A 23,308-nucleotide genomic window follows, 5' to 3' on the forward strand; every position below is an offset into this window, starting at 1 on the left:
AAAGAAAAAAGGAAAGACACCATGACTCCACGTGGCACTAAACTCCTCTATACCGCCGGCTTGGCATCTTTTATCAGTTGCACACCGGTGCTGGCTCAACAGACAACCGAGGACTCGCAGGTCCAGCCCGTTGGACAGGGCCCCGACCAGCAGGAGACCCAGCCAGACGTCCAGGCAATGGCAGAATATGGAGGCGTCTTGACCCCCAAGGGCAGGCTGGTTCTGGAGCCCGAATTCCAGTACTCCCACGAGAGCATTAACCGAACGACCTTCGAGGGTATCGAAGTATTGAGCACCCTGCTGATCGGGGTGTTTACCGCACAGGATGTCGACCGTGATAGCTATACGGCCTCACTGACGGGACGGCTGGGTTTTACCGACCGCCTGGAACTCGAGATGAAAGTGCCTTATGTCTATCGGGATGAGTCGAACCGTGTCACGGTCTCAGAAGTTAATCCCGATTTTACGTTGAACCGTGAATTATCCAATAATGCACTAGGCGATATCGAATTTGCCGCCCACTACCAGCTAAACCGTGGCCTGAATGGTATGCCCTACTTCATCGGTAACCTGCGCTACAAGAGCACCACCGGTGAAGGCCCCTTCGATATTCGTCGTAACAGCGCCGGCACTCCATTGGAGTTAACCACCGGCACCGGCTTTCATTCCTTCGAGCCCAGCCTCACCATGCTCGTCCCCTCGGCGCCCGCTGTCTATTTCGCTAACCTTGGCTATGTTTTCAACCTTGAAGATGATGTCAATCAGCAAGTTACTCAAGATGATGACGACCTGATCATAGGCGAGGTAGATCCCGGAGATACCATTCGATTGAGTTTCGGCATGGCCTACTCAATCAATCCGAAAACGTCCTTTACGCTGGGCTACAAAAACGACTTCATCGGCGAAACGACAACAAAGTTTGTCAATAACAGTACCGGCAACACGGTTAAGGTCAGCTCAAATACCCTGAACGTTGGCTCCCTGCTGCTCGGGTGGTCTTACCAGCTGAACCCGGATGTCTCGCTCAACCTGGGCCTGGAATTGGGCATCACCGATGATGCACCGGATACTACCCTGACACTTCGCATGCCTATCGGTATGGGTATTTTTTAGCTGAAAGAACAAACTCGACAGCTGCTTCATCGGCAGCTGTCGTATCAGCGCAGGATACCTGCAAAGGAATCAACAATCGCGGCCCGTTGCCTGGCTGCCTTCAATGCCCCAATATTGTTGAGCTGAACATCAACATCGATACGCTGCTGTATATTGCGTCCAGAAGCATTGCTCACTACGCCACTGACAATGGCGTCACGAGTGATATTTTGCAAAGCTGCCGTAAAGCCCTTGGCGTCGCTCAAGGTAACGCCAGAAAAACCTGCCAGACCTGATAGATCTAGGCCTCGGGGCGTCATATCAGTGACGAGCACTCCCGTACCAGGCCCCACCTGACTGACTGAACCAGAAGGGGCGCGAAATGTCTGGGACACAACGTCGACGCCCGCCCTGGTAAAGTTGACAACCGACACCAGTTCAACTTTGTTATCGATCAGGGTCTGTAGCCTGGCTCCGAAGTCCACATCGAGCCCACCAAGACTGAATCCCGCTCGCAATTGATCGAGCTCTGTTTCAGCAATAACAACGCCTCGACGAAATTCATCATTTACAGCCAATGAGGATATAACCTCAGTGTAAAGACTCACGCCTGAAGAAGGTTCCCAATGGCTATTTAATGGTTCTGACGCTACATTGCTTGCCTGTGGGGAAGCTGCCCCAGTGCCGGTCGCGGCTATCATCAGCGCTGCACCAATCCACCGAACTCCCGTTCGCCTACACATGGTGCTTGATCGAGATGGCATTTTCGTATCTCCTCATCACCGACCCATCTCATTTCTGGCGGGAAGGGTCAGCAGACTGGCACCTAGGCTTGAACGGCTCACTCCTACCGATAGAGGTGAAGCGGGGCGCACGGCCCAATCCTGCTCGTTATTGAAGTTTTTCCGGGCAACCTCGATTTCCTCGCGCACGCCCAGAACCGTTCCGTCCCACAGTGATTCAAAGTGATCTTTGGGCACCACTTGGGTACCTGCCGCGGGATCTCCAATCAGAATATTATTGGCATCCACACCCTTCACAACGACAAAGTGCTTGTAACCCGCTGTGTTCACCATCGTAATGGCGGGCACACCAATGCGAATAAAGTCATCCAGGCTGATTCTGAACCCATCGGAGTTGAGCCCCTGAGCATCCAGATATCGCTTCATATCCAACATGGAAAAGCCATGTCGCTGGATCTGCTCGGCATCCCCGGCACGAATCATGCTTTCAAACACGTCTGCCTCGGTGGTCTCTCGCTGATAATGGAACGTCAGCAAGGTCGCAACAGATGCAGAACCACAGCTGAAATCATATTGCTGGCGAACCACTCTGTCCCAACCCTTTTCCTGCAGACTCTGAGCCTCGACCTGAAAACTACCGAAACGATTGAATATGGCGACCTGTCCGGCATGGGCAACCATCACGTTGCCAACAAGAAAGAGTGACACCATGCCAGAGCAAAGTTGTCGACTTAGTTTCATGGCGCATCACTCCCTGGGGAATCGTGTATCCAACCCCGATCACGGCTCAGTTGGCGATAAAGACACTGATACCCACGGCATTGTTGATGGAATTCCCATTCCCCGTCACGGCACTGAAAATGCCTGTGCCGCTATAGTTCCCCAAGGCATCAGAAGCAAAGCTGATATTGCCTGAAACCATATTTCCGCCAATATTGAAGGAGGTATCTGTCACCGACGCTTGCATGTTCTGGATGCTTTTTACTGTATTGAAATTGACGATCGCCTCACCTTCCCTGGCCCTTGCCCTATCCATTTCCTCGATATTCATCCGTTGCATCGCTGCAAAACCATTGCTGCTAAGCGCATGACTATCGTCGGCCTGACTCTTTGTCATTCCCAGGACGATCATTGAAGAGACGAGCGTAATGACCGTCAGCACACGCTGGGGACCAAGTAACTCGGATTGAATTGAACTGACTGAAGACACCTTCATGGCACTGGCTCCCGGCACCCTATCCATACGGACAGTTCATCAGGGGAGCCGATGGATTTGCGCCCACCAGCTCCCGGTTCATTAAAGCGCCATTAGCGCTCTAAATCAGTTGCCGATACTCACATTGCTGTGAGCCGCGACGTTGGTACCCGATACCTGAGCGTTGTACAGGCCGGTGGTCACGTTCATGTTGTTGATGCCGCCGAACACCCCAGCCGCCACGGAAACGCTGGCTGCACCCGTTGCCAATCTTGCAGCACCGCCATTGCCGCCGTTGCCACCATTGCCACCGTTGCCGGCTACCGCAGTGGCGTCACCGCCCACTCCCTGTCCGCTACCACCGTTGCCACCGCTGCCTGAACCGCCGTTACCGCCGCTGGCTGTCGCTAGGCCTCCATCACCGCCATCACCGCCGGCGCCAGAAGCCGAACCGGTGCCGGAGCCAGTGCCAGAACCGTTACCTGCGGTTCCACCCGCCACGGCAGAGCTAGCGGTAGCGTCACCGTTGGTGCTATCACCATTAGTGGCCGTATTGGTGTTGTCGTCATCAACATCATCGGCTGCGATAGATGCATAGCCTTCGGCTGTGCCTCCCTGGGCATCGGTATTGCCATTGGCAGCATCCGCATCGCCTCCTTCGCCAGAGCCGTCACCGTATCCTTCGGCATAGCCTTCACCGTAGCCACCTTCATAGCCATCACCGCCATCAGCAGTCGCATTACCACCATAGCCACCCTGTCCCTGGCCACCGCCACCGCCGGTGCCTTCGCCGTAGCTATCGGCATAAGCGTCACCGCCAGCACCGCCAGCAGCTCCAGTGGCTCCGCCGCCGCCATAGACGTTGACACTAGCGCCACTGACAGTGGCGCTCATATCTTGCATCGAGATAACGTTGGTCGAGGTGTTGTAGGATTCGCTCATTGCCCAAGCATCCCCTCCACGGCCCGTTGTCCCCCCGGTGCCGCCCATCCCTGTTCCACTTGCAGCGCCACCGGTACCGTTACCACTGGTGAGGTTATTGTCATCCGAACTTTCATCAAAGTCGCCGTCGACATTGGCATAGACACTACCGCCGGTGCCCTGACCAGACCCACTAGCGCCATTCGCGCTTCCACTGCTGCCGCCAGTCGCGGTGGCCTGAGAATCCACCGTCTGATCTACCTCTTCAGCTAATCCTGCGCTAGGGTTGGCATTCGCCGTAGAGATGGCCATCACAATGGCCAGTAGAGGTGTACCGGCTACTACGAGATACTTTTTCATGTTCGTGTCTCCATTTGAATTGTCTGCTGCAGCCTGCGAACTTTTGCCATCATCCCTAATGTTCAATTCTGGACCCTTGAAGAATGCATCTCGCTCGCAGCCACCAACCCAGGAGCATGATCCATGCCAGTTAAAACCCAATTGGATGTAATCAACTGTAAGAAAAGAAAATTTATAAACGCCGGACACTTTGATTCTATTCAGACATTGCCCTTGGGTTTGTCACTTTATGATTAGTGTTTCACCCGCGGAACAGTTGAACGATAAAAGTCTTAAATTTAAGCGTATTCTTTTTAAAAACAGTTGTTTTCTAACATTCCATAAAGTGCAACGAGAACGTTACACCAAGGAATGGGAAAAAACTGATGCGATCATTGATCAAATGCCAATGCGATACCACTGGCACTGAAGCTTTTATCGAACCGGAAGAGATGCTCTGAGAATCATGTCGCATTGTGTCCATCGACTGGGCATGAGCACTGTCTTGAAACATCCGTCAGAGATATATAAGCCACTGGAAAACTTGGCTGAAGTTTTAAAGGAAGGGAAATAACATTGGTGAAAAAGGGGCAGCAACTGTCTTGTTGTAGAATTATAATAAAGTTGGTAACAAATTCGCCATACCCCCACCATCATAAGCACTTCAAAGTTTGGTAACAAAAAATAAAGTTGGTAACTGACAAGGGGCTCTGAAAAAAATGGGCTAATTTACGCAATAATAAAGATGGTAACAATTTGATATTTTAGGAGTATATTATGTTTACCCTTCAGAGAATCTGAGCATGCCTGACATTGGCACACGAGCTTTCTCAAACGCTTCGCGTGGTCTCTCGATTAGGACGCCGGGCGTACCCACATTAGGAGCAACCAATTTACTCTTCATCAAGTAGGTCTATGGAAAGGAGCTACCCGTATAATTTTGATGCCTGCAGCTTGTTTGTATCCGGCCGGTGAACACACCTTCCGCTGAGGCCCGACTTCGATGACGTTAGATGTCCACTTATTCTTTGGTGGACATCTATTATTAGTGAGTTAAGTGTATTTGAGGCGCCTCGAAAGCGCCGCCGTTTTACAGCCGGGTTCAAGGCTGGCGTCGTCGAAGCGTGCCAACAACCTGATGCCTCAGTGGCTGGCATCGCGTTGGAGCATGCCCTGAATGCCAATCTGGCCCATAAGTGGATTCGTGAGGCTCGTCACTCGATGCCGGTAAGTGAACCCCCGGCATTTGTCCCAGTGCCGACGGCAAGCACCGCAACGCCGGCGTCGACCTCGCATCGGGAAGCCGAGCATATTCGCTTTTCACTGCCGAGTCCCAAAGGCACCGTGACCCTCGAATGGCCATTGTCCGATGCGAAGGGGTGTCGGGCGCTACTTCGGGATCTGCTGTCATGATGCGTATCGACGAGATCTGGCTGGCCACCGAACCACTGAACATGCGCGCTGATCCCGACACGGTCCTAGCCAGGGTAGTGAAGGTGTTCGGCACCGCCCGGCCACACTGCGCCTATCTGTTCGTCAATCGCCGTGGTAACCGCATGAACGTGTTGATCCACGATGGCCTGGACATCTGGCTGTGCGCCCGGCGCCTGAACCAGGGTAAGTTTCGCGCTAGATAATGTGTTTTAACCCATACCGATTTTCTACCAACGCCGTCTTAACCTGATCGCCGCTACCTGTCCTCAAGCTGACGGTTTTTTTGTCGCTATTGCTTATATTCCAAAATCAGCTATCTTTATAACACTATCTATTTAAAAGCTGCGCACAAAGCTAGCGAATCACAAAACGTTTTTAGGAGAATAAACATGCAGACCTATGCCCTTTCCCGCAGTACTGGAGAAGGCACGCCCGACGTAGCCGGTTTTTTTGACCCACGCACCTTCAGCGTCCAATACATCGTCAGTGACCCCGCAACCAAGCAGTGCGCGATTATTGACCCGGTGATGGATTTTGATGAGAAATCCGGCGCAACGGCCACCTTCTGCGCTGATGCATTGTTGAAATATATCGAGGAAGAGGGGCTGACCGTGGCGTGGATTCTGGATACCCACCCTCACGCGGACCATTTTTCGGCAGCCCAGTATCTGAAAGAGAAAACCGGCGCGCCGACGGCGATTGGTCAATACGTGACCCAAGTGCAGGCGCTGTGGAAGGAGATTTACCACTGGCCGGAGATGCCCACCGACGGTCGCCAGTGGGACACGCTATTTGTCGAAGGTGACACGTTTACCATCGGAAACCTCAGTGCCCGCGTGCTGCACTCGCCGGGCCACACGCTAGCCTCGATTACCTACGTGATCGGTGATGCTGCTTTCGTTCACGACACCTTGTTCCAGCCGGATTTCGGTACCGCGCGAGCCGACTTTCCCGGTGGCAGCGCCACATCCCTATGGAATTCTATTCAGCAGATTCTCGCGCTGCCCGGTAAGACGCGGCTATTCACCGGCCACGACTATATGCCCAATGGTCGGGAGCCGCAGTGGGAAAGCCGTGTTGACGAGCAGCGAGCTCGCAACCCCCACTTGGTGGGCAAAAGTGAGGAAGAGTACATCGCGCTACGCCATAAACGTGATAGCGAACTGCCCATGCCCAAGCTGATTTTGCATGCGCTACAGGTGAATACTCTTGGCGGACGCCTGCCGGAGCCCGAAGCCAACGGTAAGAGTTATCTAAAGATCCCCTTGGACGCCCTGGAAGGCGCAGCCTGGGATTGACTACCCGAACCACTATGAGGTGTGGCCATGGAAACGAAGAAATTAGAGCCAGGCGTTGAGATCACCTCAGCGCTGTCGGTAGATGAGCTGGAAGAGGTAAAAGCCCGTGGTTTTAACGCGGTGATTTGTAATCGCCAGCCCGGTGAAAGTGAGGATTTTCCCGGTGAAGCGGCGTATCGTCAGAAAGCAGAGCTGTTAGGTCTTTATTGGGTGCATATCCCCGTAAAACCTGGTGAATACAGTCAGAAAGATATTGAGATGTTTGCCGACTCATTAGCAACTCTTCCCCGACCTATTCTGGCCTTCTGTCGCACAGGCAAACGAGCCACTCATTTATGGGCCTATGCCAAGCGGCAATCAGAGCAATGCGATTTGGCAACGTTATTTACAGCTGCCAAAGATGCAGGGTTTGATCTTGAGGATCATCGGCAAGCCCTGGAAAGCCAGAACGCATAAACAGCTGCTGAATGTAAATGAAATAATGATTAGCAGCGTGGACGATCAATGCGAAAAGCCAAAAATTAATAATAATTAACGTTTTTTTGGAGCCCTTTATGAATTCTCAACAAACGGCAACCTACGATGTGGTCATCATCGGCGGCGGTGCGGGCGGCATTTCGGTCGCTTCCAGCTTGTTCAATCGCCAATCAGATTTAACCATCGCAATTATTGAGCCTGCGGAAGACCATTTTTATCAGCCAGGCTGGACCATGGTGGGTGGCGGTATTTTTACGCAGGAATCTACCCGCAAGCCCATGGCAGAAGTGATGCCTAAAAAAGCCACCTGGCATCAAACCACAGTTAAAAGCATTAACCCGGATGCCGATAGCGTCGTGCTTACAAGCGGCCACACGCTGGGCTATCGACGCCTGATCGTTGCACCCGGACTTGTGGTTGATTGGAGCGCTATCAGCGGGCTGGAAGAGACGCTTGGACATAACGGCGTAACCTCAAACTACCGTTATGATCTTGCACCTTATACGTGGTCTCTGGTGAAGTCGCTGAAGCAAGGCAAGGCACTGTTCACTCAACCGCCGATGCCTATCAAGTGCGCCGGTGCGCCTCAGAAGGCTATGTATCTGGCTTGCGATCATTGGCGTAAGCAGGGCCATCTTGGGCAGATTGAAACCACATTTTGCAATGCTGGTGAAGTGCTGTTCGGTGTGAAAGATTACGTGCCTGCACTGCAAGCGTACATTGAGCGCTACGGCATCGAAACCGCTTATAAGCACCGCTTAACTGCTGTAGACAGCACTGCAAAAGTAGCGCTATTTGAAGTAGCTAGCGAAAACGGCTCGCAAACAGTGGAACGGCCGTTTGATATGCTCCATGTGGTACCTCCCCAAAAGGCGCCGTCTTTAATTGCTGAATCCGGCCTCGCGAATGCAGGCGGGTGGCTCGACCTGAATGCCAATACGCTGCAACACGAACGTTACTCAAATATTTTTGGGCTGGGCGATGCTAGCGGCACTACCAATGCCAAAACGGCAGCGGCGGTGCGTAAGCAGGCCCCAGTCGTCGCTCAAAATGTTTTGGCCTCGCTCCAAGATAAGCCGCTGAGCGCTGAGTACTTTGGTTACGGCTCCTGCCCGCTGACCGTTGAGCGGGGCAAAATCGTGCTGGCAGAATTTGGCTATAACGGTCAACTACAGCCAACGTTTCCTAACTGGGTCAACGATGGCACTCGTCCCACCCGAGCTGCCTGGCAGCTAAAAGCCAAAGCGCTGCCGTGGATTTACTGGCGGTTAATGCTGCGGGGCAAAGAGTGGCTTAGCTAATTATGATACTTGAACGTTGGGTGCCATTAATTGGCTGGCTGCGAAGCTATCACCGGAGATTGCTGACGCAGGATTTGCTGGCTGCCGTCATTGTCACACTGATGTTGGTGCCTCAAGCTCTGGCCTATGCATTGTTGGCAGGACTTCCACCGGAAATGGGGCTCTATGCCAGCATGCTACCGCTGTTGCTTTACGCCATCTTCGGTACCAGCGCGAGCTTGGCGGTAGGGCCAGTGGCCGTTGCAGCGCTAATGACAGCCTCGGCGCTCAGCAGTTTTGCAGAGCCTGGTAGTCCAGAGTACATTGGCGCCGCCCTGGTGCTGGCCGCTCTCTCAGGGCTTATTCTCATCGCGATGGGCGTACTGCGGCTGGGATTTTTAGTCAATTTTCTCAGCCATCCGGTGATCTCCGGGTTCGTAACCGCCTCGGGCATTTTAATCGCTATCAGCCAGTTGAAGCACATTTTGGGCGTTGAGGCATCCGGCCATAATGTAGTGGAGTTGCTAAGTGCGCTATTTGGTCAGTGGCAGCAGGTAAATGTGATAACGCTACTGATTGGCCTTAGCGTATGGGCCTATTTATTGATATGTCGCAAGCGTTTAAATGTCTGGCTGACCAAGTCGGGGGTACCTTCCAGTTGGGCGGGGTTAATCGTTAAAGCCGCGCCTATTTCGGCGGTGGTGGCGACCACATTGCTCGCCTGGGGCTTTCAACTGGAGCAACGCGGTGTAGATGTAGTGGGCTTTGTGCCCAGCGGCCTGCCCGCCATTACGTTGCCGAATCTCGATCAATCGCTATGGCTTGGTCTGCTGCCTGCGGCGCTACTGATTAGTCTGGTGGGGTTTGTAGAGTCGGTGTCCGTGGCGCAGACCCTGGCCGCCAAGCGCCGCCAGCGTATCGACCCCAACCAAGAGCTGATCGCACTCGGTATGGCGAATCTAGGCGCAGGCGTTAGCGGCGGCTCGCCAGTATCGGGTGGATTCTCGCGCTCGGTGGTCAACTTTGAAGCTGGGGCGGCAACGCCGCTAGCGGGGGCTTTTACCGCGCTCGGGATTGTGTTGGCGACGTTGCTACTCACCGATCTGCTGGCCTTTTTACCCACCGCCACGCTGGCCGCCACGATTATCGTGGCAGTGGGGACGTTGATTGATTTGCCTGCGGTAAAGCGAACCTGGCAATACTCACGTAGCGATGGCGTGGCAATGGTCGCCACTTTGTTGCTGACCCTTCTGCACAGTGTGGAAGTGGGCATTATCAGCGGGGTAGTACTCTCACTGGGGCTACATCTATACCGCACTAGTCAGCCCCATAGTGCCGTAGTAGGGAGGGTGCCAGGTACCGAGCATTTCCGGAACGTGAAGCGCCATGAGGTAGAAACCGACGAACATGTCGCCCTGCTACGCATCGATGAAAGCCTCTATTTTGCCAACGCCCGCTATCTGGAAGATACCGTGATGACACTGGCCGCCCGCTCGCCGTCGCTCAAGCACATCGTGCTGACCTGTCAGGCGGTGAATGTCATTGATGCTTCGGCTCTCGAAAGCTTGGAAGCTATCAATGGGATGCTAAATGATGCCGGTGCCATACTTCACCTGGCTGAAGTGAAAGGGCCGGTGATGGATCGCCTAAAGCATACGGCGTTTTATCACGAACTCACTGGCCAAGTGTTTTTCACCACCTACGACGCTTGGCGCGTTTTACACAAACAAAGCGGTGTACTCTCTTCGCCGACTTTGGCCACCAGCTAGGAGAGTCTGCGCAGTAGCTAGCAGCAACCAATCTAACCCTTTTGTTGACGATCTATCAGGTCGATTAACTTCAAAAACCGTGATTTCATGATCGATCAGTGATCTTGCCCAGCAGCAGAAGACTAGTTAAGACATTACACTGAGACTAGATGACTCATGGCAAGGCAAGCAGCTTAGATCCAGAAGATTCGTATCCGCTACTCCCAAAACAAGGCCTAGGTCCAGCAGCGTCAAAGCGCGAGCAAACCCTGGCCAAGAAGATGGAAGAGATTAATATTGCAAAAAAGCCGCAGTCTAATTTGTTAAAAGCCTGAAGTAGAGTACGCCTCTCTCTATCAACATCGTAAGGCATTCAGCGCATGTGCACGGTTCTCGGCATCGCCCGGCGGACTATAGTGGACCCTGAAATCAAGACACTGGTTTAAGATATGCCGAGGCCGATTTCGAAGGGACCAGAGATGTCGAAACAGAAACGTAACACCCACTCACCGGAGCTGAAGGCCAAGGTCGCCCTGGAGGCTGTCCGTGGCCTGAAGACGGCGAACGAAATCGCTCAGGAATTCGGTGTCCACCCTGTGCAGGTCGGTCAGTGGAAGAAGGCCCTCCTGGCGGACTCCGCCTCCTTGTTCGACAAGAAGCGCGGGCCAAAGCCAAAGCCCGAGTACCAGTCAGACGAGAAGCTCTACGGGGAAATCGGCCGTCTGAAGATGGAGCTCGACTGGCTGAAAAAAAATCCGGAATCAACCTGCCATGATCCGCCGCGGCTGGATCGACGCGGCCGACCGAGTGCCGCTGCTCCGCCAGTGCGCCCTGGCAGGGGTCGCCAGGTCCACCGTTTACGCTCAACGGCAGCCAACGGAGCCTTCCGAGCAGGATGTCGAACTCTGCCATGCGATCGATGAGATCTACACGCAATGGCCGTTCTACGGTAGCCGCCGGATGGTCGTGGAACTCGGTCGCCATGGCTTTCGCGTCAATCGCAAGCGCGTGCAGCGGCTGATGCGCGGCATGGGGTTGGCAGGTATGGCGCCGGGCCCCATGACCAGCCGGCCGCATCCTGAGCACAAGGTCTACCCGTACCTGCTGCGCGGCGTGTCGATCACACGCCCCAATCAGGTGTGGAGTACCGATGTGACGTACATTCGGGTGGCGCGCGGCTTCGTGTACCTGGTCGCCATCATCGACTGGTATAGCCGCAAGGTGCTCAGCTGGCGGGTGAGCAATACCATGGAGGCGTCCTTCTGCGTCGACGCCTTGGAAAGCGCCCTGCGGCTACATGGCACGCCGGAGATCTTCAACAGTGACCAAGGCTCGCAGTTCACGAGCCAGGCCTTCACGGGGGTGCTCAAGCAAGCCGGCGTCGCCATCAGCATGGACGGCCGTGGGCGCGCGTTCGACAACATCTTCGTCGAGCGGCTATGGCGGACGGTCAAGTACGAGGACGTGTATGTGAAGGGCTATGCGAGCTTGGGAGAGCTGACCCTCGGCCTATCCGCGTACTTCTCGTTCTACAACGCCCAGCGGCCTCACCAATCGCTGGAGAACCAGACCCCGGACACCGTGTATGCGTTGGGGACTGGCGGCGGTGCCGCCATTCCCGATCACTTTGGTCATCAACGTGACACCGCTCAGGACCATGACACAGGGCAGCGCTGTGCAGCTGCAGCCAAGGCCGAGACGATAACTTAAATCGGGACGTTTTCTGTCTTGACGATGGGGTCCACTTTAATCATCGGGGATGCCGGCACGCCAGCAGCGCTCGTGATCTCGAGTCCAGGACTTGGGCAAGTACAAGGCGCGATCTAAAAAGGCGTGCCCTGCCTGACTGGCATAGAGAAGAAAAACACCGATCTGACTATTCTCGACACGGCCAGCGGTACCACTGTACTGACGCTGAACACCCGCCGAATGCTGACCTTTCTTGATAAACTCTGTCTCATCCAGGACCAAGACACCGTCAGGCGAACCCAACGTATCAATGACCCATTGGCGGAGAACAGCGCGTGCCTCTTCCGCATCCCAACGGGCGCGATCCAGAAGATACTGCACCCCGTCTGGCGTGGGATCCACGAGCAACTCGGCAAGATGCCAGCTATTCTTACGTTCGCACTGACTGACCAGTCCCTGGATATAGCGTAGAGCACGATGGCGCGTTTCCGAACGCGAAAAAATAGGGCCTAACCGGCCAGCTAAGTCATCGACTGATGCTGAGACAGAGAGAGCCAGCTCCTGCATTCTTCACCTTGTGATCGGGTCCAAATCAATCACATATACCCGCCTCATTCACGAGGTTGCTGATTGAGCGGTCTGAAGGTCCTGGCTGGTGGCATCGCTCATCAAGATTGACTTCTTCAGCGCGAATGGTCGTTGAGTAATGCCAGAATGCTGACTCTTTCCCGCTTTCTTATAGCTAGCTGGAATCAATTGCGACCGTCCAAGCAGCCGTGATCGCCGCCCGCCGCTCCGGTCGCTCGCTTTCTGATGCCGTGGTGGTCTCGCAGGAGCGTCAGCTCAGTGCGGTCAGCTTCGGCAGCCCCTTCAGCAGCGTCGGCCACCACTTGTCGGCGGCGGCCCCCAAATGAACGGTGATTCGCCGAGCGTGCAGCCTCAGCGTGGCGGCGACCTTCAACACCTGCTCGCGCATCCGGCTGAGACTCCAGCCCTGCCGGGTCTGCCGTTCCAGCAGGCAGCGCAGGCCATGCAGGACCTGGTAGGCGTAGAGACTGAGCAGCAAGCTCACCTCGTTGCGCGCCATCACGTCCTGAACGGTGGAGGCGCCGCGATCCGTCGACGAGAGGTGCACGTCGAGCGCCGACTTCACCTCGCCCATGTGCGCCTCGGCGCTGCCGCGCTTGCGGTAGAGTGCCAGGACCTTCTCCGGCGGCCAGTCGAACTTGCCGAGGTTGGTGACCAGGAAGAAGGCATGCAGCAGCAGGTCATCGGGGCGTTCCTGCACCACCAGCACGACGCGACGCGGTGCCGACCAAGAGCCCGCTTGATACTCCAGATCGTGGCACCACTCGCGAGGCTGCTCGGGTGGCCGGCCAGGTGGCCGCTTCAGAAGTGGCGCTGCCAACTTCTGCAGGCCAGTGTGACTGCGCAGCCGGCCCAGGTACTCGATGCCGCGATCTTCCAGCGCCGCCAGCGTGTCGTTGTCGGTAAAACCGGCGTCGATGCGCACGCGAACCTGGGCGCCGGTGCTCTCGTTGAGTCGCCGCACCAGATGCGGGATCCAGGTGTCGGCGTTCTCGGCCGGGCCGGCGTTGCCCTCGCGCAGCAGGCCACCCACCATGTCGCCGGTCTCGGCCAGCGAGGCGACCAGCGGCGAGTAGATGCGGGCCCCATACAGGCCATGATAGGCCGACCCGCCCTGGTGGCCATGCACCTCGATCGGCAGGCCATCGATGTCCAGCGTCAGCTGCCTGGGACGCTCACCGTTCTTCAGCGAGGTCAGGCGCCAGACCACCAGCCGCAGTAGGCCTTCATGCACGGCATCGATATTGTCGTTGCGGCCAAGGCAGCTCAGCAGCCGCGACAGCGTGGCTTGAGACGGCCGGTGCTGGGCCAGGGGCGTCATCCCTCGCGCATCACTGCAGGCCAACTGCCAGAGCGGGTCGCGGCGCAGCGTGTCGGTATCGCTAAGATCGATCCAGCCCATCGCCCGTTGCAGCACCAAAGTCCGCAACTGACTGGCCAGCGAGTGGTGGATGCGTAGCGGGTTGCGGAGGTCGACCAGATTGTCTTCCAGCGCCTCGACCACGCCGCTGTTGTCGAGGGCTTCACGCAGCAGCAGAGCGCCGCTGTCGCTGGTGGTGCGCTGGCCGCTCAGCTCAACACGGACAGAGCCGTTGCACGAGGGCGACCATGTCGTTAGGGTTTCACCCATGGCGGATGGCTCTCTTGGTTCAGGTTCTTGGCGGAACACACTGAATTTTCAAGAGAATACCATCCGCTATCTTCGTTTTCAGACCGATCTCATGAATAAGCCGGGATATACTGTAGCTTATTTAGTTACGGCTGTAGTACTAGTACCTGAATCCGTGAGACCGACCTTCTAAAACGTTTCTAACCTACTGAACTACATGGCAATATAGTCGATACTGCCATTTGCCCGTACACTGCCATGCCCAACGTCAAGTTCCGCGCCAGTCGCCGTACCCCTACCAGCCATGCCGGCCTATCTATTATTTGCCAATGACTTGCAGACTCGCACCGCGACTTGGTCGACCACTCTCTTGTCGCTGGTCGAAGCACCCATCATCGCCGAAAAGGGGCACGCCTGCCTGGATATCGATACCTTCGTCATGGACAACAGTAACTCGAAGAAAGAAGGCGTTTCGCCAACCCATCACAAGATCGATGGCTACACGCCGATCGCCGCCTACCTGGGCAACGAATGTTGGTGTCTGGGCCTGGAATTGCGTCCTGGCAAGCAGCGCCCCATGAAGGAGAGCAACGCCTTCCTGGAGCGGGTGCTGCCCCGTGCCCGAGGCTTAACTGAACAGCCGATGCTGCTGCGAGAAGACAGTGGCTTCGACAGCAAGACCCATTTGGCGTTGATCGAGTAACACCGCCAGGCCTTTGCCGAAGACGGACGCCAGCTCGACTATATCGTCAAGTGGAACCCCCGGGATTCGGCCAAGGCCGATTTGTCCACCTGGTGTGCTGTCGCCGAGGATTACTGGCAGGAAGAGCGGCCCGGAAAATGCTGGGCGGCGTGGGTGCAGAGCGTCTCGATCACGGTCGACAAAGTCGAGCATGTGATCAAGCGCGTGATGCGCCTGGTGGAGCGCACCGCCGATCGGGATGGCCAATTGCTGCTCGAACCGGCGTATGAGCTGGAAGGCTGGTGGGCCAGCCTGGACAAGTCGCCTGAAGCGGTGATCAAGCGCTATCAGGCACATGCCACCCACGAGCAGTTCCATAGCGAGATCAAGACCGATCTCGATCTGGAGCGGTTACCGTCGGGGAAGTTCGCCACCAACGACCTGATCCTGCACCTCGCCCAACTGGCCTACAACATCCTGCGGCTGATGGGTCAACTAGGCATGACCGGCGAGCTAAGTCCGGTCCGCCATCCCGCAAAGCGACGCAGAATACGCACCGTATTACAGGAACTGGTGCATCGCGCCGCTCTGGTGATCCATAGGGCGAGGCAGATCACCCTAGACTTCGGGCAGGATATTGGGCGTATGACGGTGCTCAACACCCTGCACACTCGGCTGCGTTACCCGAGAGGGTCACCATGCTGATCGTCTGTCGGACAAGGCAGCCAGGCAGCGGGCTAACGGACACCGTTAGTCAGAATCACCGTGCCCGGCCGGTGGAAATGCCTGACAAAACAGATCGTCGTCGTCGACGACGCAACAATAGTCGGCCCTCGCAGGCATGTGTTGGTCGATTGAGACGGTATCGGTGGTCAAAAAATGCTTGCTGGCGGTGATGGGGAAAGTATCGACGCCGCCATCACGGATTCAGATAGTACTTCAGCCGTAACTGCATAAGCTACAATGCATGTGATTGATATGAAAGCGATCACAGGGTGAAGAATGTAAGAGCTTGATCTCTCTGTCTCAGCATTGTTGGATGACCTGGCAAAGCGGTTAGGCCCTCTCTTTCCGCGTTCTGAGACGTGCGATGCCCTACGCTATATTCAGGGGCTTCTCAGTCAGTCAATGGTTCGGACAGTTTCATGACGCGATAGCGCCGTAGTGGCACATCTCGTCAAAGTCGGGTCGGGATTTTATACGATTAAAGTCCAGACCGAAGTAGGAAGAAAAGCGTTTCAGCAGATGCGCGTTGGCTTTGCGGGTTCGCCAGCGGGCGATAGAGATCAAGCCGTCAGGAAATAAACTACCGGGTATCCGCCACTGCCAAGGTCTGTCACTCCCTATCCAGGGATCGGGAGGAAGCTATAATCACTTCAATCGGCAAAAAGCACGGCATATGGTGGGCGGCTTATTGCTTGAGTCCAGGAAAGCTAGGGCAGTTAAAAGTTGCCCTAGCTAGTGGGGCTATTAATTCAGGTGATCACGAATACCACTCCCAACACGTCGACCTTTGATCCAGTTCGCGGGGCTGAAGTAACTTCCATTTCTTTCAACAACGAGTGCGCCGATTATCGGAGTGAAGATAGCTAGAAGCACCATGGCTTGGCCTCGGCTCGAACGCCTTTGAGCTGCTGTTTTACCGCTTGGGTTTAGCATTTGGATGAAGTTGAGCACCCAGATGAGGGAGAGTGGAAGCTTGGTTGCTAATGCCAGCGTGGTTCTTCCTATATCACAGCCGTTTAAGACATGAGTGTTTCTTGCTACTTTTACTAGAAGCCATAATGAAATCGCGCAGCCTAGTCCCAAGCCTACGGTTGGGTTCGCCCCCATCCAGTTAAATAAAATCATTATGCCGAAACCTGAAGCAGGCACTAAAAACGTTAGCCCTAAGTCGTCAAAATCTTGAAAGACGATGATTGATCTGTCTTCGCCCCATCCTTTGACAATGCCAATAATGACGACAATGCAAGCCGCCGCTAAGAGGATTGTTTTCAAGTCCATTGGTAGCTTCCCTTACTAGAGCGCAGTTTGTTTAGGTATTTCGATGTGTATGGCATGCCTTAGTGGCAGCGCAAAATACCGAAGGATTATGCGTTAGCTTTTATAGGCGTGCAACTGACTTATCATAAGTGAGAAACTTGCCAATAGGCGCATTGATTCCCCTGTTGCAATTCTAATGGCTAGTTATCGTGTCCTAGCTGATTTTTTCACCCGCTTAGCGCCTGTTGATCTTTCACATGGGTAGCCATAAAAAGCCGCAGGCCAAGGCCACCATGCTTTCGTAGTTTCGCTTCAGTTTATCGTATCGCGTCGCTATGGCGCGATACGGTTTCAATTGAGCAAAAGCATTCTCGGCAAGATGCCGATAGCGATATAACCCTCTGTCCAGGCTGGTATCTCCCTTTTTCGAGTTACGCTTGCGTGGAATCACAGCCTCCATGCCCTTTGCCTTAACCTGCTCACGGATACGCTCGCTGTCATAGCCTTTGCCAGCCACCAGCGAATCACCTGACGGCAAGTCGTTAATCAATGCCTGGGCTTCTGTGCTGTCGTGAACCTCATCGCCCGTCATCCTGAAGGTAAGGTATAGGGAAGGCCAAAAGCGTCAACGACCAGATGAGTTTTGCTGGTGTTGCCTGCACGGCTTTTACCAATGGCTTCTGTCTCATCGGTGGCGGCCCATGCACTGTCCTGGGAGCCATCAATGAATAGTCACTCGACATCCAGATCCTCCACCTGCGCCTTGAAAAGCATCATCAGTTTTCCAGCTGCTGACCAGGCTTTAAAGCGCTTGTAGACAGTATTCCAAAGCCCAGGCGCCTCTGGCAGATCCCGCCACTGGCAGTCAGCGCGCATTCGGTAAAGAATGCCTTCCACAGTGGTGCGCAAGTTGGCCTTGTCATAAATACCTTGTTGAAGCAGGATAGGTTTTAGCTTCGACCAGTGTTCATCCGTGAGCATTTGTCGTGGCATCGCAGGCTCGCAGTTTGTTGGCGTGAGAACCTCTATTCTGCGAGCTTGTCCCTATCCTGCCAAATCATCTTCGCTAAAACGTCAACACGACCTAGTAGAGTTTGTGCGAGTGGATCACATTGACTGGGTTTTCCTGGTCATCGATGGTGGCTTGCTGCATGTCGGTCAAGGTTTTAGACCATACCATGAGAGTGGCATTGGTCGGCCAAAGCACCCGAATACTGTTCGACCACTGCTAGTGAAGCTCAAAGTTCCCTGAATTGGTCGCTGCTTTGATCAAGATCTCGGCGCTGCAACTGGGATGAAATTCGATATTGGTGTCCAAATTCTGTTCAGCGCTTTCAGATGGGCTCCTACACGGCGGCATGCGTGCCGGCCGCAGTGGGGGCTTGCGCTTTACCGCCTTCAAGATGTCCAAAAGCCGGCATTACCCAATAGAAGTCCGATACCCCAGCTTTCAGTACGGCTCCGAGCTTCAACAGGGTATCTCTTTATAACGAGGACACTGTAACCATACTTTAAAGTGTAGGAACCACGATTTGAGCCTGCTTCATTCACTGAGCTGACCCACAAATGGAAGAAACCGTATCTCCTAGAATTGCCACATGCAATGGCTCTAATAAATATTGAACTGAGTAGCCAACGTGGCCCCTAGCGAATCCGTCAGTCGTTTCGAAAGCGTCGATTTTAGTGCATCCGTTTCTTGCCAACCAGTGATCCCGCCCATCGAATGGCGGCCTTTCTTGCGGATAGTCATATCATTCATGAACCAATAGATCGAAGCTGGCGTTATATCAGCACTCACTGAAAACCTGATCTTGGCCAACATCTGACGTATAAAAAACCGCCAAACGAAATCCGCTGGCGGCATTAGGGTGGTTTCATACCGACTACTATTGTGGCTGTAACGTGGGTCCTTCCGGTCGCCAGAAGAGATTTTGACCCAGACGGCTAAAGCCCCAACCGTTGGTGCGGCTAAACGCCCGTTGTTGGTTATCGGCCATCGCACTCTGTCCATCGGCATCACGAACATAGCGAGCTAGCGTCATCGCGGCCGGCTGGCCATACCGAGCCCCAGGTGAGGCACATGTCCATACATGGCGCAGCATGATCGCCAGGTCAGGCGCATGCTGATCCAAATACGCCAGCCCGTAGGCGCAGGCTTCCAAGGTAAACGCATCGTGGCTGCAGAGTTTCCAGGCGGCGTTCGGTTTGCCTTTCGAATCGTATGTGTAGGTTTTGCCAATATCGTGCAATAACCCCGCGACGAAGCACGTTTCCTGCATGAGGCGTGATGTGTCAGGCTCGTTAAGGCGCAGCATCGCCACGGCATTGTTGGCCACATCCAGCGAATGCTGCAGCAAGCCACCCGGATAGGCGTGGTGATACGACACGCTCGCCGGGGCGTTTAAAAAGGCCTCCATGCGATCCTGGCGTTCCAACACGCGCGTCAAAAACTCACGCAGATGCGCTGAGTGCAGCGACTGAGCAGTTGATACGAGCTGGTCAAAGGTCTCCCGCACTGGGCAGTAAACCCGGGGTAACGATTGTAGCGTTGCCAGCGAGGCCACTTCGTCTTGCGTCGCTGGGCGAAATTCGTGGAGCATGAACGGGCTCGACAAGCCCTTAACGCCGGTGGCGGTCACCGTATCCAGGTGACCGATGCGCTCGGGTACCGACGTTTTATCCAAATTCAGCAGCGCCACGTGATCCCCCTCGCAATCACTTAACCGCAGTTTCAAGAAAGGCGTTTTCACATCATCAAAAAACACCACGCGTCCTGTGAGCCGGTAGGTGCCCGTGAAAGAGCGGGCAAGATGGGGAGGGTGAGCAGGGCGGTGAGCATCAAGCGGTTTCATGGGAACCCTCCTTCCGAGAAGTGACAGGACGGGTGTTGCCGAGTAAACGCTCAAAGGCCGAGCCATCCATGCGCGTGGCATTAGGAACGTAGCGTGAGTAGACCTTAAACAGCATCTCGGTGGAGCTGTGGCCCAAAACGCGGGCGACCCATTCCGGGTTTTCCCCCGAGGCCAGGAAGAGCGTCGCGGCGGTATGACGGGTTTGGTAGGGCCGCCGCTTGTTCAGCCCAAGGGCTTTCATAAGCGGGTACCACACCCGCTTGGTGACGTTGTTGTGGTCCAGTGGCTGCCCTAACTGATTACAGAACACGTACGCGCTCTTATGCCCGGTCGCCGCGTACTGCGTTTTGAGGGCGTCATATACCTGACCGAACATCGGGATTTCTCGTTGCGAGCCGTCCGTTTTGGTGTACTCCGTTTCCCCGTTGATCAGTGTCTCGCGCACCAGGATTTCCCGCTTGGCAAAATCAACGTTTTTCCATTTGAGACCGTCAATCTCGCCGGTACGCATCCCGGTAAAAAAGCGCACGGTGTAATAGTTTCGATAATCCGGGCGGACGTTATCGATGATGCGCTGCACCTCTTGCAGGGAGAACGGCTCGATATGGGTTTTCTGCAGCTTTAACGGCTTGATGTTCTTGTAGGGCGTTTCGAAATCAAAACGCTCTGCCGCCTCATCCAACACCATCCGCAAAATGGTCATGTGGCTGTTGATCGTCTTGGGCGATATTACCCCCGTGGCACTGCGTCCTTTGCGTTTGGCCAGCTTGGCCCGAAACCCCATGATGTCGGCTTTGGTGATGTCACCCATCGCTTTTTGACCAAAGGCCGGAATGAGTGAACTGTCGAGAATCGAGCTGACGTTGCGAACATGCGATGAGCGCCATTGAATCTTGCTCTCTTCAAACCACTGCGCCGCAAAGTCGCTGAACAGGGGAGTGTCTGTCTCTAAGGCTTCGTCAGCTTTAGAAGCTAGCGACTCCTGAGAACGTTCGTTTTTTAATTTCTGCAAGTTGCTGCTGTTAGGAAAAAAATCAGCATAGACAAAGTCGCCAAGCAGCATTTTTGCTTCCATACGCTGAAGAAGGCTCTCTAACTGCTTGCGATTCTTGGCGTTGTCGTCTAGCAATGTTTGTTCTCGAAAGCGTTGGCCGTTATAGCGGAAGTCGATAAACAGCTTTTTGCTTTCCTTGCGAGCGCGAACTTTACCCATGGCACATGCCTCCGTTTGCCATCGGAATTGCAAGCTCTTGCTGGCGAGCGGTTGTTTGCAGCATTTCTTCCTGAATGACTTCCCAGATATAGAGGATTTTCCGACGCCCAAAGGGGCGGATATAGTGAGTGCCTTCAATCAGAACGCTATCTTTGAGTTGCTGACGAATCGTACGCGCATCGTATTTGATGCGGGCAGCAAGCTCTTCCGTTGTCAAAAATGTAACGTCCATGCGATTATCTCCTCTAAAGTGATCAATTGATAATTTCGTTAATCGCTCTATAGGAAATATATACGCTCATTTGATTATTTCAAGGGCTTTTTGATAATTCTTTTAATCTTTTTTGGGGATTGGGATGATTAGGTATCACTTAAAGGAGCTAATAGCGGACAAGGAGTTTGCAGAGAGGCGAAGAATTACGATCGGGGAAATTGCCAAAGAGACAGGGATTAATCGAATGACGCTGTCTAAGATCATCAACCATCCAGGGCATAGTACGGTGACGGATAACCTAGATAAGCTCTGCTACTACTTTGACTGTGAAATTGAGCAGCTAGTAACGCATATCAAGGAAGTTAAAGCGCCAGATGACGCGGCTATACCAAAAGACTAAGCGTTGGTGAAATCAACGGAGATAAAAAATGCGCGCTAGCCCGGATTTCTCACAGGGTATAAAAGAAAGCGGCTGAAAGTGCTATGATTTCAAGAACCTAACCAATCCATCAAGCACCAACAGCCGCTTCCAAAATGGTACCTGAAAARCTGACCTTCTCGCCACTCTCACGCCGCCAAATTGAAGCCGACTTCTCCGGGGGCCACATTACGTCGGACGCCGGATTACTCCTGCTTCGTGAAGTCGATAAACAGCATCGCCTGACACGCCGCTTGGCCRCCGTGCTTCATGATCCCCGCGCACCGGAACAGGTTCGTCATAAGCTCGACACTYTGGTTCGTCAGCGGGTGTTCGGTGTCGCCGCTGGCTAYGAAGATTTCAACGACCATGAGGCCCTGCGCTATGATCAGGCCCTTCAGACAGCRCTCGGTGAAGAGGATACGCTGGCAGGCAARTCGACGCTGTGCCGGGTGGAGCAGAACGCCGATCGGCAAGCMATAGTGAAGGCCCATGAGTTGCTSTGGCATCACTTCATTGAACAGCATGACGAACCACCCAAGGAGATCGTGCTGGACTTTGATGGCACCGACATCCCCGTGCATGGCGAGCAACCCGGCAAGTTCTTTAACCGTTATTACGATCACCACTGYTACTTCCCRCTGTATGTCTTCTGTGGGCGCCACTTACTGGTGAGCTATCTGCGCAYCAGTGACCGCAGCGACAGCCGCCATAGCTGGGCGATCCTCGCCTTACTGGTACGCTTTATCCGTCAATACTGGCCCGATACGCGYATCGTGTTACGRGGTGATAGCCACTTTTGTCGTCCCCGGATGCTGAACTGGTGTGATCGGCATCACGTCGACTACATCGTGGGAATCGCMAAGAACAGCCGGCTGCTCAAGGAAGTGGACGTCCCCATGATGCTGGTGCGCAAGACCCAATGGCAGGTGGGAGGGAAAGTAGCGGGGACGTTCCGCTTCCAGTATCAAGCMCACTCCTGGAAATACCCACGCTGGGTGGTGGCCCGTCTGGAAGAAGGCGAGCTGGGCTCTAATCCCCGGTTTATCATCAGTTCCCGTTACGATGACGGCTTCAAGCTTTACTACGAGCAGTACTGTGCCCGGGGTGACATGGAGAACCGGATCAAGGATCAACAACTGAGCCTGTTYGCTGACCGKACCTCCAGCACGCACTGGTGGGCCAATCAGTGGCGGCTRATCTTGTCGGGCTTCGCTTATACRCTGTTCGAGCGGTTACGGACTTACCTGAAGCACACGCCCTTCGCGCGCATGAGTCCGAGCAACCTGAGGCTCAAGCTCATCAAAGTAGGCGCGGTCATCATCCGCAATACGCGTCGAATCCGCGTACTCATGAGTGACAGCTACCCCTATAAAACGGCGCTATCCGATCTCGTCAGGCGGTTGGTGCCGAACTGACTGCTCGGGCKCCCCCGGCCCGACGCAATGGGGGGAAGGGGGAGGTGTGTCTGAACGACGAAAAGTGGTTAAAAAGTAGCCGATGTAAGTCGAGCCAATAGGTGTTTAGCGGTGT

At 54.5% G+C, this 23,308-nt stretch carries 21 protein-coding genes and 2 pseudogenes; 12 read left to right on the top strand and 11 right to left on the bottom strand.

The features are described from left to right. The first annotated feature begins 21 nt into the window (after positions 1 to 21). Positions 22 to 1,113, top strand: a complete 1,092-nt coding sequence (locus B7L15_RS16730) for a transporter (protein WP_085920063.1) — start codon at positions 22 to 24, stop codon at positions 1,111 to 1,113. A gap of 44 nt (positions 1,114 to 1,157) precedes the next feature. Here B7L15_RS16730 and B7L15_RS16735 read toward each other — a convergent pair whose 3' ends face one another. The 4 genes from B7L15_RS16735 to B7L15_RS19945 all read right to left on the bottom strand — a co-directional run bounded on the left by B7L15_RS16735 (position 1,158) and on the right by B7L15_RS19945 (position 4,311). Next, positions 1,158 to 1,670 (bottom strand): hypothetical protein, encoded by a 513-nt coding sequence (locus B7L15_RS16735; protein ID WP_085920064.1) that lies wholly within the window; start codon positions 1,668 to 1,670, stop codon positions 1,158 to 1,160. Between the two features lie 201 nt (positions 1,671 to 1,871). Continuing rightward, positions 1,872 to 2,576, bottom strand: coding sequence for a C39 family peptidase (locus tag B7L15_RS16740; RefSeq protein WP_085920065.1), 705 nt, complete (start codon positions 2,574 to 2,576; stop codon positions 1,872 to 1,874). A 46-nt stretch (positions 2,577 to 2,622) separates the two neighbouring features. After that, the gene (locus tag B7L15_RS16745; protein WP_085920066.1) at positions 2,623 to 3,051 is read right to left on the bottom strand and encodes a hypothetical protein; all 429 of its coding nucleotides are present in this window, start codon (positions 3,049 to 3,051) and stop codon (positions 2,623 to 2,625) included. Between the two features lie 105 nt (positions 3,052 to 3,156). Beyond that, the gene (locus B7L15_RS19945; protein WP_085920067.1) at positions 3,157 to 4,311 is read right to left on the bottom strand and encodes a hypothetical protein; all 1,155 of its coding nucleotides are present in this window, start codon (positions 4,309 to 4,311) and stop codon (positions 3,157 to 3,159) included. A gap of 1,023 nt (positions 4,312 to 5,334) precedes the next feature. On the opposite strand from B7L15_RS19945, the gene tnpA reads away from it, so the two are divergent. The 8 genes from tnpA (at position 5,335) to B7L15_RS16785 (ending at position 12,237) form a co-directional block, all read left to right on the top strand. Further along, the gene (tnpA, locus tag B7L15_RS16755; protein WP_254902974.1) at positions 5,335 to 5,703 is read left to right on the top strand and encodes an IS66-like element accessory protein TnpA; all 369 of its coding nucleotides are present in this window, start codon (positions 5,335 to 5,337) and stop codon (positions 5,701 to 5,703) included. Continuing rightward, a complete protein-coding gene (tnpB, locus tag B7L15_RS16760; RefSeq protein WP_176243717.1) occupies positions 5,700 to 5,927 on the top strand; it encodes an IS66 family insertion sequence element accessory protein TnpB in 228 nt (75 codons plus the stop codon). The genes tnpA and tnpB overlap by 4 nt, the downstream gene beginning before the upstream one ends. A 186-nt stretch (positions 5,928 to 6,113) precedes the next feature. Further along, positions 6,114 to 7,022: an MBL fold metallo-hydrolase gene (locus B7L15_RS16765; protein ID WP_085920069.1), complete on the top strand. Its 909-nt coding sequence runs from the start codon at positions 6,114 to 6,116 to the stop codon at positions 7,020 to 7,022. Positions 7,023 to 7,049: 27 nt separating this feature from the next. Beyond that, a complete protein-coding gene (locus tag B7L15_RS16770; RefSeq protein ID WP_085920070.1) occupies positions 7,050 to 7,478 on the top strand; it encodes a TIGR01244 family sulfur transferase in 429 nt (142 codons plus the stop codon). Between the two features lie 86 nt (positions 7,479 to 7,564). Further along, the gene (locus B7L15_RS16775) at positions 7,565 to 8,800 is read left to right on the top strand and encodes an NAD(P)/FAD-dependent oxidoreductase (protein WP_254902970.1); all 1,236 of its coding nucleotides are present in this window, start codon (positions 7,565 to 7,567) and stop codon (positions 8,798 to 8,800) included. Between the two features lie 2 nt (positions 8,801 to 8,802). After that, positions 8,803 to 10,548, top strand: coding sequence for a SulP family inorganic anion transporter (locus tag B7L15_RS16780; RefSeq protein WP_085920072.1), 1,746 nt, complete (start codon positions 8,803 to 8,805; stop codon positions 10,546 to 10,548). Positions 10,549 to 10,697: 149 nt separating this feature from the next. After that, complete coding sequence (locus B7L15_RS19610; protein WP_176243718.1) at positions 10,698 to 10,862, top strand: hypothetical protein; 165 nt, start codon at positions 10,698 to 10,700, stop codon at positions 10,860 to 10,862. Positions 10,863 to 11,006: 144 nt separating this feature from the next. Next, positions 11,007 to 12,237, top strand: a protein-coding gene (locus B7L15_RS16785) for an IS3 family transposase (protein WP_254902971.1) whose coding sequence is annotated in 2 segments (ribosomal slippage) — positions 11,007 to 11,305 and positions 11,304 to 12,237 — 1,233 coding nt in all. Because the reading frame shifts where the segments join, the coding sequence is not laid out codon by codon here. Positions 12,238 to 12,273: 36 nt separating this feature from the next. Here the strand turns inward: B7L15_RS16785 and B7L15_RS16790 are convergent. Both B7L15_RS16790 and B7L15_RS16795 read right to left on the bottom strand, forming a co-directional pair. Next, positions 12,274 to 12,783, bottom strand: coding sequence for an IS701 family transposase (locus B7L15_RS16790; protein WP_085920073.1), 510 nt, complete (start codon positions 12,781 to 12,783; stop codon positions 12,274 to 12,276). Positions 12,784 to 13,054: 271 nt separating this feature from the next. Continuing rightward, complete coding sequence (locus B7L15_RS16795) at positions 13,055 to 14,434, bottom strand: IS1380 family transposase (RefSeq protein ID WP_432414724.1); 1,380 nt, start codon at positions 14,432 to 14,434, stop codon at positions 13,055 to 13,057. Between the two features lie 298 nt (positions 14,435 to 14,732). On the opposite strand from B7L15_RS16795, the pseudogene B7L15_RS20105 reads away from it, so the two are divergent. Then, positions 14,733 to 15,800, top strand: a pseudogene (locus B7L15_RS20105) (IS1380 family transposase); the annotation flags it as partial. A gap of 765 nt (positions 15,801 to 16,565) precedes the next feature. Here B7L15_RS20105 and B7L15_RS16810 read toward each other — a convergent pair. The 5 genes and pseudogenes from B7L15_RS16810 to B7L15_RS16835 all read right to left on the bottom strand — a co-directional run bounded on the left by B7L15_RS16810 (position 16,566) and on the right by B7L15_RS16835 (position 21,375). Then, positions 16,566 to 17,099 carry a hypothetical protein gene (locus B7L15_RS16810; protein ID WP_085920077.1) on the bottom strand — a complete coding sequence of 178 codons (534 nt, stop codon included), beginning with the start codon at positions 17,097 to 17,099 and terminating at the stop codon, positions 16,566 to 16,568. 232 nt (positions 17,100 to 17,331) lie between these two features. Next, a pseudogene (locus B7L15_RS16815) lies at positions 17,332 to 18,071 on the bottom strand (IS5 family transposase). A gap of 893 nt (positions 18,072 to 18,964) precedes the next feature. After that, positions 18,965 to 19,930, bottom strand: coding sequence for a TraI domain-containing protein (locus B7L15_RS16825; protein ID WP_085920079.1), 966 nt, complete (start codon positions 19,928 to 19,930; stop codon positions 18,965 to 18,967). Continuing rightward, entirely contained in the window at positions 19,917 to 21,143 is a 1,227-nt protein-coding gene (locus B7L15_RS16830) for a site-specific integrase (protein WP_085920080.1), read from the bottom strand. Before B7L15_RS16830 ends, B7L15_RS16825 begins: the two co-directional genes overlap by 14 nt. Further along, a complete protein-coding gene (locus tag B7L15_RS16835) occupies positions 21,136 to 21,375 on the bottom strand; it encodes a hypothetical protein (RefSeq protein ID WP_085920081.1) in 240 nt (79 codons plus the stop codon). The genes B7L15_RS16830 and B7L15_RS16835 overlap by 8 nt, the downstream gene beginning before the upstream one ends. 124 nt (positions 21,376 to 21,499) lie before the next feature. Between B7L15_RS16835 and B7L15_RS20040 the strand changes: the two genes are divergently transcribed. Then, positions 21,500 to 21,757 (top strand): helix-turn-helix domain-containing protein, encoded by a 258-nt coding sequence (locus B7L15_RS20040; protein ID WP_085920082.1) that lies wholly within the window; start codon positions 21,500 to 21,502, stop codon positions 21,755 to 21,757. A 134-nt stretch (positions 21,758 to 21,891) separates the two neighbouring features. Further along, positions 21,892 to 23,193, top strand: coding sequence for an IS1380 family transposase (locus B7L15_RS16845; protein ID WP_085920083.1), 1,302 nt, complete (start codon positions 21,892 to 21,894; stop codon positions 23,191 to 23,193). Positions 23,194 to 23,308 lie beyond the last annotated feature (115 nt).

The sequence above is a fragment of the Halomonas sp. CSM-2 genome (genome assembly GCF_002119345.1).
GTDB lineage: Bacteria > Pseudomonadota > Gammaproteobacteria > Pseudomonadales > Halomonadaceae > Vreelandella > Vreelandella janggokensis.

Excerpts from the sequence above, each read along its gene's own strand:
- B7L15_RS16730 (WP_085920063.1), top strand. The coding sequence starts at position 22 with ATGACTCCACGTGGCACTAAACTCCTCTATACCGCCGGCTTGGCATCT.
- B7L15_RS16740 (WP_085920065.1), bottom strand. The coding sequence starts at position 2,576 with ATGAAACTAAGTCGACAACTTTGCTCTGGCATGGTGTCACTCTTTCTT.
- B7L15_RS16745 (WP_085920066.1), bottom strand. The coding sequence starts at position 3,051 with ATGAAGGTGTCTTCAGTCAGTTCAATTCAATCCGAGTTACTTGGTCCC.
- B7L15_RS19945 (WP_085920067.1), bottom strand. The coding sequence starts at position 4,311 with ATGAAAAAGTATCTCGTAGTAGCCGGTACACCTCTACTGGCCATTGTG.
- tnpB (WP_176243717.1), top strand. The coding sequence starts at position 5,700 with ATGATGCGTATCGACGAGATCTGGCTGGCCACCGAACCACTGAACATG.
- B7L15_RS16765 (WP_085920069.1), top strand. The coding sequence starts at position 6,114 with ATGCAGACCTATGCCCTTTCCCGCAGTACTGGAGAAGGCACGCCCGAC.
- B7L15_RS16770 (WP_085920070.1), top strand. The coding sequence starts at position 7,050 with ATGGAAACGAAGAAATTAGAGCCAGGCGTTGAGATCACCTCAGCGCTG.
- B7L15_RS16780 (WP_085920072.1), top strand. The coding sequence starts at position 8,803 with ATGATACTTGAACGTTGGGTGCCATTAATTGGCTGGCTGCGAAGCTAT.
- B7L15_RS19610 (WP_176243718.1), top strand. The coding sequence starts at position 10,698 with ATGACTCATGGCAAGGCAAGCAGCTTAGATCCAGAAGATTCGTATCCG.
- B7L15_RS16790 (WP_085920073.1), bottom strand. The coding sequence starts at position 12,783 with ATGCAGGAGCTGGCTCTCTCTGTCTCAGCATCAGTCGATGACTTAGCT.
- B7L15_RS16795 (WP_432414724.1), bottom strand. The coding sequence starts at position 14,434 with ATGGGTGAAACCCTAACGACATGGTCGCCCTCGTGCAACGGCTCTGTC.
- B7L15_RS16810 (WP_085920077.1), bottom strand. The coding sequence starts at position 17,099 with ATGGACTTGAAAACAATCCTCTTAGCGGCGGCTTGCATTGTCGTCATT.
- B7L15_RS16825 (WP_085920079.1), bottom strand. The coding sequence starts at position 19,930 with ATGAAACCGCTTGATGCTCACCGCCCTGCTCACCCTCCCCATCTTGCC.
- B7L15_RS16830 (WP_085920080.1), bottom strand. The coding sequence starts at position 21,143 with ATGGGTAAAGTTCGCGCTCGCAAGGAAAGCAAAAAGCTGTTTATCGAC.
- B7L15_RS16835 (WP_085920081.1), bottom strand. The coding sequence starts at position 21,375 with ATGGACGTTACATTTTTGACAACGGAAGAGCTTGCTGCCCGCATCAAA.
- B7L15_RS20040 (WP_085920082.1), top strand. The coding sequence starts at position 21,500 with ATGATTAGGTATCACTTAAAGGAGCTAATAGCGGACAAGGAGTTTGCA.